Below are 12,897 nucleotides of genomic sequence, written 5' to 3'. Positions count from 1 at the left end.
GGCGCCGCCCGTGGCGCGGCGAAACCGCGTGTGGCGTACACGGATATGTCGCCGCGCGGTCGGGTCTTCCGCGACAGCGCCATCGTCGCCTACCGGAACCTGCTGACGATTCTTCGGGTACCGACGCTACTGGTGACCGCGACGATCCAGCCGCTGATGTTCGTATTCCTGTTCGCCTACATCTTCGGTGCGTCGCTGGGCGGCAGTCAGTACCGGGAGTTCCTGCTGGCCGGGATCTTCGCGCAGACCGTCGCATTCAACGCGGCCTTCACCACCGTCGGATTGGCCGGTGACCTGCACAAGGGCATCATCGACCGGATGCGGACCCTGCCGATGTCACGGCTGGCGGTGTTGATGGGTCGCACGTTGTCGGATCTGGTGGTCAATATTCTCAGCCTGGTCGTCATGGTGGGCTGCGGCTATATCGTCGGATGGCGGATCAACGGTGGAATCGCCGATGCCACGCTGGCCTTCGCGGTGATCCTGCTGTTCGCGTTCGCGATGTCGTGGGTCGGCGCGTTGACCGGGTTGCTGTCCCCGACGGTAGAGGTCGCCCAGAGCGCGGGGTTGATCTGGCTGTTCCCGCTGTCGTTCATTTCCTCGGCGTTCATTTCCGCCGAGACGCTGCCCGGTCCGCTGCGCACGATCGCCGAATGGAATCCGATCACCGCCGTCGCGGCGGCGGGGCGCAAGTTGTTCGACAACAGTTCGCCGCCATCGTTTGCCACCCCGACCGGTTGGCCGGCCGAGCACTGTGTCGAATACGCGGTCATCTGCTCGCTGGCCATCCTCGCGGTGGCGGTGCCGCTGGCGTTGCTGCGCTACCGCAAGGTCGCCAGCCACTGAGCCCGGTACGCCGTGGGTAGGACACAGCGGCGTACCCGTGACAAGCGAAAGGCCGCTCACACCGGACGAATCCGGTGGGAGCGGCCTTTGTCGGCGGCGGCTGGTGTGCTCAGCCGCGCCTGCGGGTCTTGAGCAGTTCGAGACGTTCCTTCAGCAGTTCCTCGAGCTCTTCTTTGCTGCGCCGTTCCAGCAGCATGTCCCAGTGGGTGCGCGGCGGCTTGACCTTCTTGGCCTCTTGCGTCGTGCCCTCGAGCAGGACACCTTCCTGGCCGTTGCGGCACAACCACGTCGGCGGGATCTCGGCATCGTCGGCGAAGGGGACGTCGAACTCTTCACCGTTGTCGGTCCGGTACTTAGCCATCCGGCGCGGTGCCAAATCGTGGTCGCGGTCGGTCTCGTAGCTCACCGCTCCGAGCCGACTGCCCCGGAGTACGCGATCTGCCATCTGTTCGGTCCTCTCTGTGTTTGATGTGCCGCTCCTGCGTCGCGGCGTGTTCGCGGCCCTCGATGACTCGGATTTCCGCGCCGGGCTGCGAACGGGCTCGTAAGACTCGCCCCTCCAGGGGTAACTGGTGGCGCGGTCGCGAACCTCCTCGGCGTCCGGTCGGCCGTGCACGGATGCGCGGAACCGGTTGTGAGCTTCTCGCTCCCGGCGTGGCCGGCCGGGCGCGAGCACCATGTGCTCTGTGAACGTGTGGTGGGCTACTTTCGTTCCCTGTGGGGGAGAACCTGGCTATTCTACGCTGTTCGCAGCTGTCACCGGTGCGGCGTGCCCTGTGCGGACCACGGGTACGTGCGGTTAGGGTGTCGGGTCATGTCGCGCCGGTTACTGTCCTGCCTGTGGTGTGGGCGGGAAATCGTGGAATCCGAGGTCGGGCGGAGGCGACGGTATTGCCGCCAGTCGTGCCGTCAGCGTGCCTACGAACATCGCAACAGCTTGAAGGGGACCGGGATTCCCGAAGACTCCGTGGTGCTGAGCGCGCAGGAGGCCGCGGATCTGGCCGATCGGTGGTTCGCCGCGCGGTGTGCGGCTGAGGATGTCGCCACCGCGATCGGGGAAGGCGCCGACACCACCGAACTCGCCGCACTGAGTGAAACGCTGCTCAAACTCGCCCACGAGGCCGAACGTCTGCGCTGATTTCCGTGGATTCGGGTGCGGGCGATGCCGGCCGGGTGGCGCGAGCCCTGCGATACACCAGCGCTGTCAGGCAGGCCACGACGGCGAGCAAGGTGGCGAACGCGAGGACGGTGGCGGCGTCCGGGCGCAGCAGCGGTTGCGCCCGCATGGCCTGCCAGTAGGTCAGACCGAACAGCCCGGCACAGCCCAGTGCCAGCACACCGACCAACTCCGTGCGGGTGCGCTCGTCGCGCAGCCACGGATGTCGTTGCCTCAGCCACGCCGAGATGATCACCGCCAGCAGCAGCACCTGGATGCCGTGGAGTCCGAGGAAATGTGGAATCCGCAGGTCGCCGCCGATGGTGCTCCAGTGGGTGATCGGCATGCCTGCCCCGTCGCGCGCTGCCTCGGTGCGGTCGGCCGGATCGACGACGGTGTGCCCGGCAATCAATTCCACGACGCGTCCCTCGGTGTCGAGGACACGCTGCGTTCCGGTGAATCCCATCAGATACGCCTGCACCATGCCCGCGACGGCGAGCGCGAGTCCGGCTCGGATCGCCCAGGTGGTCGGCCGGTCCACCAGCCGCTGCCAGCACAGGATCAGCACGATGACCAGATTCGCGAAAAATAGTCCGGGAACACTGGACGCGAAAATCTGCTGTCCGATGACGTTCACCGGGTCGGAGTCGTAGTTGTTGAAATGGCTGAATGTCCCGCGCGCGGCTTGTACGGCGATGAAACCCACGTCGAGAAAGCCGGTCACCGCGAAAACCGTGCCGAGCCACCAGGTGGCTCGGCGGCCTCGATGCGGCAGCGCGAGCAGCCAGGCCAGTGTGAGCCCGTAGATCGCAAAGGCGATCCCGAACTTCAACGGCTTCACCCACACCGACTCGTCGAGCAGCATCCGGTCGTCGACGACGACACCACCGGCCGAAACGATCGCCAGCGCGGTCATCGCGCCGACCATGGCGAGCAGCGGTCTGTGCAGACGCCCGCGACGGAGCGGGCCGGCCGTGGGATCGCGCCGCGAATCCGTGGAAGTCTGTGCCGGGGAGTCGATCTCGGTGGTGGCCATGTGTCGACGCTAGGAATCCGCAGCGCCCTGCGGCATCCCGCCACAGAGCCATTACCGCCAGTACCCGAGTACGGGGTCTTGGCGCCGGATTCGTCCCTGGAACTACCTCGACGTAGAAGCGGAGGAAATCTCGCTGACAGTCCGTGTCTACGGGGACCCGGCGTCAGTTGACGCAGACTCCGGAGTTGTCAGGACGGGTCGCCGTGGACGTTGATTCCGCGCGCGGCCAGCCACGGCTGCGGGTCGATCGGGCCGACGCCGGGCAGGTGCACCTCGTAGTGCAGGTGTGGTCCGGTGGATTGGCCACGGCTACCGACGGTGGCGATCACATCGCCTGCCCGCACCGGCTGGCCGACGGAGACCAGGATGTCCTGCATATGGCCGTACACGCCGACGGAGCCGTCGTCCTGCTGGACGCGCACCCACAGGCCGAAACCGCTGGCCGGACCGGCCTCGATGACGACACCGTCGGTCACGGCGGCGATCGGGGCGCCCATCGGGTCGGCGAAATCGATGCCTGCGTGCATGGCGCCCCAGCGCATACCGAAGGTGGAGCTCATCGGGCCTGCCACGGGGCGGAGGGTCTTCGGGCGTGCGAACTCGATGGCCAGGCGATTCTGTTCCCAGGCCACGGCCTCGGGGACGGTCTGTGCGCGCTGGGCTTCGGGCGGGGTGAAGGCGGTGAAGGTGGCGTCGCTGCTGTCGGCCACCAGGCGCGGCGCGTGGATGGCCTCGGTCGAGTTCTCTTCGGTGCATCCGGCGAGCACACCGAGCGAGGCGCCGATCGCCGCCGAGGCTGCCACCACGCGGGTGACGACGCTGTGACGACCGGGGCGCGGTGTGCCGGGACGGTGAGAAAGTAACGGAACGGTCACGGGCATGGCTCGAAGCTACGGGATGGTCACGCCCGCTCCGCAATCCTGTGGCTACCATCACCAGCGCGTAAAACGCCAGTTCGATGATTACGAAGTGATAACGACACGGTTGACATTCGGTGTTCAGCTGCGAGAACGCGGTAATAGACCGAGTTGACCGAGGGATGGCCAGTTGATCACACTGTGTTAGTGGCGACTAATGGAGTGCGGGCGATCGAAGCGCTTGCCGACCCCACCAGGCGGGCGATATTCGAGGCGTTACCGCATGCGCAGCGGTCGGTGGGTGATCTGGCCGCGGACGTCGGGGTCAGTAGTTCAGCGGTCTCCCAGCATCTGCGCGTGCTGCGCGAGGCGCGGCTGGTGATGATGCGACCGGACGGCAACCGCAGGCTGTATTTCCTGGACCCGCGTGGTCTGGCCGATGCTCGCGACTATGTCGAACGGTTCTGGCCGAGCGCCATCGCGGCGTATTCGGCGGCGGTGCACACCGCACAACTGGAAGAGGACGGCCCTCAGCCGACGCGGCGGTAGGCGCGGGGCCGTTCGCTGCCTGCTCCCGCCCAGGTGTGCTTGCCGAGCTGGGCATCGACCGCGCCGATCACCTCGCTCACCCCGATCCGCAGCAGACCGGCGTCGGTGCTGCCGGCGTCCGGATCACCGACCTGGCCCGCCCACAGCACGTCGTGCCTGCCCAGCAGATGCGGTGGCGGCCCGCCCCGGCTCGGGGGAGTCGGGCCGAACAACTGCACCGTGCGGGTGCCGAACGCAGTGGCCAGATGTGCGACCCCGGTATCACCGCACAGCACCAGCGAGGCCTCGGCGACCGTGGCGGCCAGCTCGATCAGGTTCTGTTCACCGGCGAGGACGCGATGCGGCGGCAGTCCGGCTCGGGCGGCGATGCCGAGGGCGATCTCGCGCTCGAACTCGTCGCCGGTGATCACCACCTCCCGGCCGAGCACCGACTGATGCCGGATGACCGCGGCGAACCGGTCCGGCGGCCAGCGGCGCGCGGGCGCGCCGGCGCCGATGTGGACAACGACGGCATCGCGGTGGCTGGTGGTGGCGACGGGCGGAACCAGCCCGAGATTGCGGCGGTCGGCATCTACGCCGTCGAACTCGAGGAGATGGCACCAGCGGTCGACCAGATGCATATCGGCCTCCCACTGCGGCCCTGGCAGCTCGGGGAAAGCGGGGTTGCCGTAGGTGAGGATGCGGCGCGCATCGGTCTTGATCAGTTCGACGATCGACTCGGTGTCCGGGCCGTGCAGATTGACCGCGAGATCGGGGGCGGGTCCGTCCCAGCGCAGACTGCCGCCCTCGGCGGTGGGGACCATCGCATCGACCGAGGTGATCAGGTCGACGATGGGCCGTAGCCGGTGCGGTGCCGCCAGAACGATGCGGTCGTCCGGCCTTGCCCGGCGCAGCGCGCGCAACGCCGGGACCGCGGTGAGCAGATCACCGAGACCGCGTGCCTGAAGCACGAGAACAACCGACACCCTCTTCTCCTAGCCACCCGAGACTCGTCATACCCGACCCACTCGACTCACCTGACGGCGTTCACGACGAGAGCCATTGACCCACAATTACCCGGCGCATACAGCGGCAAACGTGATAGTCGCGGCGTTCTCGGTCACAGTTGGCAGGTGGTGTGCACGACCCCGGCGACGGCGCGCGGGTGGGCCGACCGAGCAAATGCCCAGAGAACCAGTGGTTTCGGGCATAACATCACTTCATGACGACCAATATCATCTCGCCGGGCCCCGTGCAGGCCCTCGCGCGTGCCGCCTGGCAATCGATCTTGGTCACCGGATTGCTTTCGGTGATCCTCGGAATCCTGATTCTGGTGTGGCCGGGCAAGACGCTGCTCGTCGCGGGCATCATCTTCGGCATCTACCTGGTGGTCAGCGGTCTGCTGCAGCTACTCGCGGCGTTCGCGGCGCCTGCCAGTACGGGCATGCGGGTGCTGTATTTCATCAGCGGCGTGCTGTCGATCGTGATCGGCGTCTTCTGCTTCCGTGACGAGCTGACCTCGATCCTGCTGCTCGGTCTCTGGATCGGCATCGGCTGGTTGTTCCGCGGCATCGCGGTGACGATGGCCGCGGTCTCCGAGCCGGATCTGCCCGGCCGCGGCTGGCAAGGGTTCTTCGGCGTGCTCACCGCGATTGCCGGCGTCGTGCTGATCGTCTGGCCGGTCGAATCGATCGCCACCCTGGCCTGGGTGGCGGGTATCTGGCTGATCGTGCTCGGCATCATGGAGATGATCACCGCCTTCGGCGTGCGCAAGGACGCGAAGGATCTCGGTGTTCCGGCATAGCGTGCGTCATGGCACAATCGCAGGGTTATCGGTCGACGTCGGGGGTCGACATCGAAAGGAACTGGAGGCACGAATGTTTCGTACTGCTGGGATCGTCGGTGCGCTGGCCACCGCGGGCGCCATCGCCCTGCTCGCGCCGGGCGCCGCACACGCCGCGGGTGGCACCCTGAACCTCAACGGTGAGCTGCACGCGAACCCGGTGGGCTGCTTCAACACCGGCGACAGCTTCTACTCGACGCTGCAGACCACCGTGGGGAACTCGACCGATCGGGCCATCACGCTGTACGCGGGCCCCGACTGCGCCGGCCAGGCCCTCGGCGTCATCGAGCCCAACACCATCGGCTACGTGCCCACCGGTGGCAGCGTCTCGGTGCAGTAGTACCGGCCCCACCGAAGTCGACGTGGACCCCGTGAGCCATCACGGGGTCCACTCGTGTGTTCGGGCTCGGTCGATGCGAAGTCGGTAGCTCGAAGCCCCGATGGAACGTCCAGAACCCAGGCGCTCGCCGCCGCCGTGGTGGCATGTCAGGACACAGCGGGGCCGGCTCAGGACACAGCGAAGCCGGCCCGACGCCGATTCGTTTCCGAAGACGTGGGCCGGCCTCGTCGGGTAGTGACGGCTCCGATCAGGAGCGCGCGGCGGCATCCCTGGCGGCGATGTATCCGAACACGAGCCCTTGCCCGATCGTCGCGCCTGCGCCCGGATAGGTGCGGCCGAATGCGTTGGCCGCGGTGTTGCCGATCGCGTAGAGGCCGTCGATGACGCTGCCGTCCTCGCGCAGTACCCGTGCCCGCTCGTCGGCCCGCACACCGCCGCAGGTGCCGAGATCGCTCAGCGTCATCTGGACCGCGTAGAGCGATCCCTGGTCGACCGGGCGCAGGTTGGGGTTCGGCTCGATCGTCGGATCGCCGTAATAGCGGTCGTAGGCGCTCTGCCCGCGCCGGAACTCGCTGTCGGTGCCCGCGGCGGCGTCGGCGTTGAACCGGCGCAGCTGATCGGTGAACGCATCGGCGGGCACGCCGATCTTGCGGGCCAGCTCGGCCGGGTCGGTGGCGCGATGGGCGATCCCTGCCTCGTACCACGACTTCGGCAGCGGCTGACGGGGAAACAGGCCCGCCGCGAAGATATAGCTGTTGCGGTACTTCTGGTCGAACACGATCCACATCGATTCAACGGGGTCCCCGGGGTCCCCGTTGCGTTCGCGGTCGAGAATCCGCTGCCCGAACGACATGTAGTCGGTCGACTCGTTGATGAACCGGCGGCCGGTGTTATCGACGATGAACGACCCCGGCAGCGAACGCTCGGCCAACATGACGACGGGCGCGGTCCCGGGAAGCGGTGCGACCGCCGGGAACCACCAGGACTGATCCATCAGATCGATCGCCGCACCGGTGTCCTGCGCCAGCCGAATCGCGTCGCCGGTGTTGCCTTCTGCGCCTAGACTCTCGTGATCACGCAGTCGTTGCGACTGGAACTTGTGCCGCATGGCCATGTCGTGGTCGAAGCCACCCGCGGCGAGTACCACGCCGCGGCGTGCAGTGACCGTCACCTCGCGCCCGCCCTGGGCGACAACCGCTCCCGTGACCCGCTTCCCCGTGGTGGACAGGCGAACCAGCTCGGTCTCGGTCCACACCGGGATACCGGCGCGCAGCACTCCGGCGTATAGACCCGCTGCCAGCGCCTGGCCGCCTGCTATATATTCACGGCGCAGCGCCAGACCACCGATGCCTTGAGCGAGGCGCTTGATGATGCGCGGAATGCCTTTGCCGGGAACCCGTGCCATCAGGTTCATCCATTTGTAGTCGGCGCCGGTGGTCGGCATGGGAACCGGCGCCTCCATCAGCCCGGGACGCAGCCGGGCGCGTTCGGTGCCGAGCGATGACGCGTTGAACGGCCGGCATTCGCAGGTGCGCCCGATCGCCGATCCGCCGGGGAGTTCGGGGTGGTAGTCCGAATAGCCTTCGGCCCAGAAGAACTTCATCGGCGTCGCGCGATCGAGCATTTCGACTGTCGCATCGCTGTTTTCGACGAAGGCATGGCCGCGTTCTGCGGGTGCGGAATCACCGACGACGGCGCGCACGTAGGTTTCGGCGCGCTCCCGGGTATCTCCGGTGCCCGCCTTACGCAGGACCGGATTGGCGGGCATCCAGAAGGCGCCACCCGAACGCGCGGTCGAACCGCCCACGTACTCGGTCTTCTCGATGATCAGTGTCGACAGCCCCAGCTCGTGCGCGGTGAGGGCGGCCGCCATTCCGGTACCGGATCCGATCACCAGCAGATCGACGGTGAGCTCATGTGCTGCCGCGGGTGCCGGCGCTTTTTTCATCGGTGTACTCCTTCACCTGGGCCGGTCGTCGGCGCCAGTAGTTCACGCAGCATGTGCCAGATCTCCTGGCGGGCTGCTGTGGTGGGCGTCAGGTCCGCGAATGTCAGAAAGCCGTGAAACAAACCGTCGTAGCGGCGATGTCGCACCGGCACTCCCGCCGAGGCCAAAAGGTCCGCGTACGAGTCGCCCGATGAACATGGCGGGTCGAGTTCGGCGGTGATCACCACGGCCGGTGGCAGGCCCGCCAGCGACCGCGCTCGCGTCGGCACGAGTCGCGGGTCATCGGTGCCGTTGGGGGCGTACTTCTGCCAGTACCAGCGCATCGCGGCGGCGGTGTTGTAGTACCCGATGCCGAACCGGCGATACGACTCGGTGTCGAAGTCGTCGTCGATCACGGGGTACAGCAGGACCTGACCCGCCAGCGCCGGGCCGCCGCGCTCCCTGGCGGCGATGGCGACGGTTGCCGCGAGGTTTCCGCCTGCGCTGTCACCGGCGACGGCAATGCGGGTGGGGTCGCCGCCGAAGTCCGCGGCATGCGCCGACGCCCATTCGAGCGCGGCATACATATCGTCGTGGGCCGCCGGTGCCTGATGTTCGGGGGCCAGGCGATAGTCCACCGAGACGACCACAGCTCCGACCCCCTCGGCCATCGACCGGCAGAACTCGTCATGGCTGTCCAGGTCGCAGAACACGAAGCCACCACCGTGGGCGAACACGACGACCGGCAGCGCCGCGTGGTCGCGGTGCGGCCGATAGATCCGCAGGTCGAGCGGGCCGCCCGGCCCGTCGATGCGGACATCGCGCGCCTGCTGCATGTCGGGGAGTTTCGCCAGGGGGCCGCGACGGCCGCGTATCGCTTGCCGCAACTCGGGAGGCGCCATGGTTGTCACATCGGGAAATCCGGCATCGAGTGTGGCCAGCAGCGCCGCCACCTCGGGATCGAGTACCGGTGCAGCTGCGTGTTTCGGAACAGCATTGGCGTCCACGGGCGCGGCCTCCTGCGGTCGGTGTGGTCTGTGACACTCGAGCTCGAGCTCGGCGACACGGTATGTCGCCGGCGGGCCGCGGATAGTCGCTGTTCCCGAACAGTGGACATCTGGAGTTTTTCCGACGCCGAAACCGCGGAGGGCCGCCGTTCGCAGACGCCTTCGCCTGATGTCCCGCTCACCGAACCGTGCCCTCGGCCGCCGGGCCGCCAGCCGGTTGGCTGGTCCGCAGATCGACCGCTGTCTCTTGGCCAATGACTGCACGCTGTGCTCGGAGGCACGCAGCGTTGGTGACAAAGCAGAAGAAGCACGCTGTTGTACAAGGATGTGAGGGCTCCCATGGGGAAATCGCTCGACGGCAAGGTCGCGCTGGTCACCGGAAGCAGTAGGGGCATCGGACGCGCGATCGCGCAGCGCCTGGCGGCCGAGGGCGCCACGGTGGTGGTGACCGCGCGCTCGGCCGCACCGTCGCCGTCGACTCGCTTCAGCACGAGCGAAACCATCCCCGGCACGGTCGCCGAGACCGTGGCGTTGATCGAGGCCGCGGGCGGCAGGGCCGTCTCCATTCCCGCCGATCTGACCGATCCGGACGCACGCGATGGACTCGTCGACGCCGTCGTCCGGGAAGCGGGTGGGATCGACATCCTGGTCAACAACGCCGGTTTCGCCGATTACGCGCGAGTAGACGAGATGTCGATGGACACCTTCGACCGGACGATCGACCACTACCTGCGGATCCCGTTCGCGCTGTCGCGAGCCGCGATTACGCACATGCGTGCACGCGGAGCGGGCTGGATCGTCAACATCGGTTCGGTCACCGGGGTGAGTCCGGTGCGGCCGTTTCGCGATTACAACAAAGCTGGTGGCGATGTCGTCTACGCGGCCACCAAGGCCGCTCTGCATCGATTCACGCAGGGATTGGCCGCCGAGCTGCTCGACGACGATATCGCGGTCAACGCGGTCGGACCGTCGACCGCGATCATGACCCCGGGCGCCGCGGGTCTGATGCCGGACGGATATGAGACCGAACCCGTCGAATACCTGGCCGAGACGGTCCTGGCGATGTGCCAACGGCCTGCGGCCGAACGCACCGGCCTGGTGGCATTCAGCCTGCACTTCCCCTGGCGTCACGACCTTCCGGTGTTCAGCCTCGACGGCACCGAGTTGTTGCCTCGACGACGGCCACCGGCGTGGGCGAATCCCCATGTGAGCGCGACCGGACTCTGACGCTGCGGACCGGGCCGCCGGCCCGATCAGCGCCGGGTCGACGCGGCGATGGACTGCCGATCGCGGCGCCCGGTCGCAGCGCCGATGTCGGCACCGACGGTGCACGCTACGGTGGCAGCGTCTGCCGGTGCATCGAGAAGGAGCCGATCGTGAGTGAACGTGTCCCGAGCCAGTGGGAGGAGATCACCGCGGCGGATCCGGCGCATTCGGCCTGGTATGTGGAGCGGTTCCGCGGGTTGGCGGCGCAGGGGCAGGACATCGTGGGGGAGGCGCGGCTGATCGACGCGATGGTCGGCCGGGGCTCGCGGGTACTCGACGCGGGATGTGGTCCGGGGCGGATCGGCGGATATCTGCACGACACAGGCCATGTGGTCGTCGGGGTGGATGTGGACCCGGTGCTGATCGCGGCGGCGGAGCAGGACCATCCCGGCCCGACCTGGCTGGTCGGTGACCTGGCCGAACTGGACCTGCCTGCGCGTGGTGTCGAAGCGGATTTCGATGTGATCGTGTGCGCGGGCAATGTGATGACCTTCCTCGCGCCTTCCACCCGGCAGCAGGTGCTCTCGCGTTTCGCCCGCCACCTCGCACCGACCGGACGGGTTGTCATCGGATTCGGTGCCGACCGCGGATACGAGTTCGAGCAATTCTTCGCCGACGCCTCGGCAGGCGGCCTCGCCGTGGACCTGCGGCTGTCGACCTGGGACCTGCGCCCGTTCACCGACGACTCCGACTTCCTGGTTGCCGTGTTCACCCGAGCCTGAAGCGCCTACTGCGGTGGCGGTGCCCGGCGTTGCCGCGGGCCCGGCACCCGCCTGTAGCTCGCACCGAGGTCGCGGACGTCGGGAGATGCCTGAGCCGCATGCGAAATGAGATGTGCGGATGGACAATAGGCCGGTGATCGATCGTGAGGAACTCCGTCTGCGCTACCAGAGAGCACGTGAGAAGCGGGATTCGCCGTGGGAAACACCGGAGCAGCGGGAGGCGCTGGCGCGAGCCCGCGACATCGAGTCCGATCTCGGTGCGTTGGAGTCTGCGGCGGTGAAGGAGAGCGAGTCGCGGGCTTATCAGGAGTTCATGGCGCGACGCCCTGGTCCGATGCGGCTCGATCCCGCGACGTGGTCGCTCGGCAAACGGTTGATGATCGCGCTGCGACCGTGGCACTACCGGTGGTCAGGGCAGAAGGCGGGCCTGGCCAGATGGGAGGCGCGGCAAAAGTTCTTCCAGGACTACACCGCCGAACACGGTACGTCGTACCGGTCGGATCTCGACCAGGCCCACAAAGCACGCGCGGCACTGGACCAGCAGCTGTATCCGCGGCGGTCGGCAGCCGAGCGGGAGATGACCGAGGTGCTGAAGGCGCTGTATTCCGGGGACGGCAGCGTGGAGGAGATTGCCGAATACCTGGGTGAGCGCCCGGAAGCCGTCGGGTTCTTGCTGGGTCTGCGTCTCGAGCGTCGCTCAGCCGCCGATGGGGGGAACAGATGGATTACCCAGCGGGGCAGCGGGAGCTCTGGACGCACGGGGTGGCGGGGCACTCCGGGCGGTGGCGGCAGTGCCGGCGGAAGTAGCGTCGTATGAACGCGGCTTCGGCGGGTGCGTGAAATCTCCGCTCCCGGCGGAGCATTCGCGATTCTGACACCGCGTGACGAACGAGGACGAAATCGCACGATGTGCACTGCGGTCGAAGCCGTTGCTATTTCAATTATTTTCCTGCGGAATCCTGTTGCGCCCATGGCGAATCGAATCCATGGATACAGCCATATGGGATGTGATGATCTCGATCCGAGAGATCGCAACATGGGTACTTCCGTAAAACATCGACAACATCACACTCTCTGACATGCATAGATAGGCAGATGGCGCTGTGCGTCGCCATCCGCATAAGCGGTCGTCATCGCCATTCTGGATGAGGTGCTGGGCTGACATTCGTGTAATTTCCGGCATTTCGTAGATCAACACTGTCGAGGACGTGAGTTCAACTCGAGTTCACCTGAAGCTTGGTCACGTTAAGATCAATAAAGGATCACGTTTAGATTAAGGCACTACCAATGTGCGTGGCGGTGCAAAAGTGCCGCATATTTACGCACAAGGGCAGGAGTGAAAATGGGTTCAGTGGATTTGGGCAGCCTC

At 66.8% G+C, this 12,897-nt stretch carries 14 protein-coding genes; 8 read left to right on the top strand and 6 right to left on the bottom strand.

The window, feature by feature from the left end; genetic code table 11:
- Positions 1-45: 45 nt before the first annotated feature.
- A complete protein-coding gene (locus ACFXNW_RS08055; RefSeq protein WP_379417347.1) occupies positions 46-846 on the top strand; it encodes an ABC transporter permease in 801 nt (266 codons plus the stop codon).
- Positions 847-955: 109 nt separating this feature from the next.
- On the opposite strand, the gene ACFXNW_RS08050 is transcribed toward ACFXNW_RS08055, so the two are convergent.
- Positions 956-1,291, bottom strand: a complete 336-nt coding sequence (locus tag ACFXNW_RS08050) for an RNA polymerase-binding protein RbpA (protein ID WP_280236975.1) — start codon at positions 1,289-1,291, stop codon at positions 956-958.
- Positions 1,292-1,660: 369 nt separating this feature from the next.
- On the opposite strand from ACFXNW_RS08050, the gene ACFXNW_RS08045 reads away from it, so the two are divergent.
- Positions 1,661-1,984 carry a hypothetical protein gene (locus ACFXNW_RS08045; protein ID WP_379416903.1) on the top strand — a complete coding sequence of 108 codons (324 nt, stop codon included), beginning with the start codon at positions 1,661-1,663 and terminating at the stop codon, positions 1,982-1,984.
- On the opposite strand, the gene ACFXNW_RS08040 is transcribed toward ACFXNW_RS08045, so the two are convergent.
- Positions 1,950-3,038 (bottom strand): hypothetical protein, encoded by a 1,089-nt coding sequence (locus ACFXNW_RS08040; protein ID WP_379416902.1) that lies wholly within the window; start codon positions 3,036-3,038, stop codon positions 1,950-1,952. The two genes, ACFXNW_RS08045 and ACFXNW_RS08040, sit on opposite strands and share 35 nt — an antisense overlap.
- A gap of 188 nt (positions 3,039-3,226) precedes the next feature.
- On the bottom strand, positions 3,227-3,919 hold the full coding sequence (locus ACFXNW_RS08035) for a M23 family metallopeptidase (RefSeq protein WP_379416901.1): 693 nt from the start codon (positions 3,917-3,919) through the stop codon (positions 3,227-3,229).
- Positions 3,920-4,102: 183 nt separating this feature from the next.
- On the opposite strand from ACFXNW_RS08035, the gene ACFXNW_RS08030 reads away from it, so the two are divergent.
- Positions 4,103-4,444 (top strand): ArsR/SmtB family transcription factor, encoded by a 342-nt coding sequence (locus ACFXNW_RS08030; RefSeq protein ID WP_379416900.1) that lies wholly within the window; start codon positions 4,103-4,105, stop codon positions 4,442-4,444.
- Here the strand turns inward: ACFXNW_RS08030 and ACFXNW_RS08025 are convergent.
- Positions 4,426-5,409, bottom strand: coding sequence for a glycosyltransferase family 9 protein (locus tag ACFXNW_RS08025; RefSeq protein WP_379416899.1), 984 nt, complete (start codon positions 5,407-5,409; stop codon positions 4,426-4,428). The two genes, ACFXNW_RS08030 and ACFXNW_RS08025, sit on opposite strands and share 19 nt — an antisense overlap.
- Positions 5,410-5,645: 236 nt before the next feature.
- Between ACFXNW_RS08025 and ACFXNW_RS08020 the strand changes: the two genes are divergently transcribed.
- A complete protein-coding gene (locus ACFXNW_RS08020; protein WP_379416898.1) occupies positions 5,646-6,227 on the top strand; it encodes an HdeD family acid-resistance protein in 582 nt (193 codons plus the stop codon).
- 73 nt (positions 6,228-6,300) lie between these two features.
- Positions 6,301-6,606 (top strand): hypothetical protein, encoded by a 306-nt coding sequence (locus ACFXNW_RS08015; RefSeq protein ID WP_379416897.1) that lies wholly within the window; start codon positions 6,301-6,303, stop codon positions 6,604-6,606.
- A 247-nt stretch (positions 6,607-6,853) separates the two neighbouring features.
- Here the strand turns inward: ACFXNW_RS08015 and ACFXNW_RS08010 are convergent, their stop codons facing one another.
- Together ACFXNW_RS08010 and ACFXNW_RS08005 are read right to left on the bottom strand one after the other, a co-directional pair.
- Complete coding sequence (locus tag ACFXNW_RS08010; RefSeq protein ID WP_379416896.1) at positions 6,854-8,554, bottom strand: 3-ketosteroid-delta-1-dehydrogenase; 1,701 nt, start codon at positions 8,552-8,554, stop codon at positions 6,854-6,856.
- Entirely contained in the window at positions 8,551-9,540 is a 990-nt protein-coding gene (locus tag ACFXNW_RS08005; RefSeq protein WP_379416895.1) for an alpha/beta hydrolase, read from the bottom strand. Before ACFXNW_RS08005 ends, ACFXNW_RS08010 begins: the two co-directional genes overlap by 4 nt.
- A 339-nt stretch (positions 9,541-9,879) precedes the next feature.
- Between ACFXNW_RS08005 and ACFXNW_RS08000 the strand changes: the two genes are divergently transcribed.
- The 3 genes from ACFXNW_RS08000 (at position 9,880) to ACFXNW_RS07990 (ending at position 12,345) form a co-directional block, all read left to right on the top strand.
- Positions 9,880-10,767 carry an SDR family NAD(P)-dependent oxidoreductase gene (locus ACFXNW_RS08000; RefSeq protein ID WP_379416894.1) on the top strand — a complete coding sequence of 296 codons (888 nt, stop codon included), beginning with the start codon at positions 9,880-9,882 and terminating at the stop codon, positions 10,765-10,767.
- 149 nt (positions 10,768-10,916) lie between these two features.
- Positions 10,917-11,528 carry a class I SAM-dependent methyltransferase gene (locus tag ACFXNW_RS07995; RefSeq protein ID WP_379416893.1) on the top strand — a complete coding sequence of 204 codons (612 nt, stop codon included), beginning with the start codon at positions 10,917-10,919 and terminating at the stop codon, positions 11,526-11,528.
- A 133-nt stretch (positions 11,529-11,661) separates the two neighbouring features.
- Positions 11,662-12,345 carry a hypothetical protein gene (locus tag ACFXNW_RS07990; protein WP_379416892.1) on the top strand — a complete coding sequence of 228 codons (684 nt, stop codon included), beginning with the start codon at positions 11,662-11,664 and terminating at the stop codon, positions 12,343-12,345.
- The last annotated feature ends 552 nt before the right edge of the window (positions 12,346-12,897 follow it).

It is taken from the genome of Nocardia sp. NPDC059180, assembly GCF_042754945.1.
In the GTDB taxonomy this organism is placed as follows: domain Bacteria; phylum Actinomycetota; class Actinomycetes; order Mycobacteriales; family Mycobacteriaceae; genus Nocardia.
This window is presented reverse-complemented; position numbering and strand designations above follow the sequence as displayed.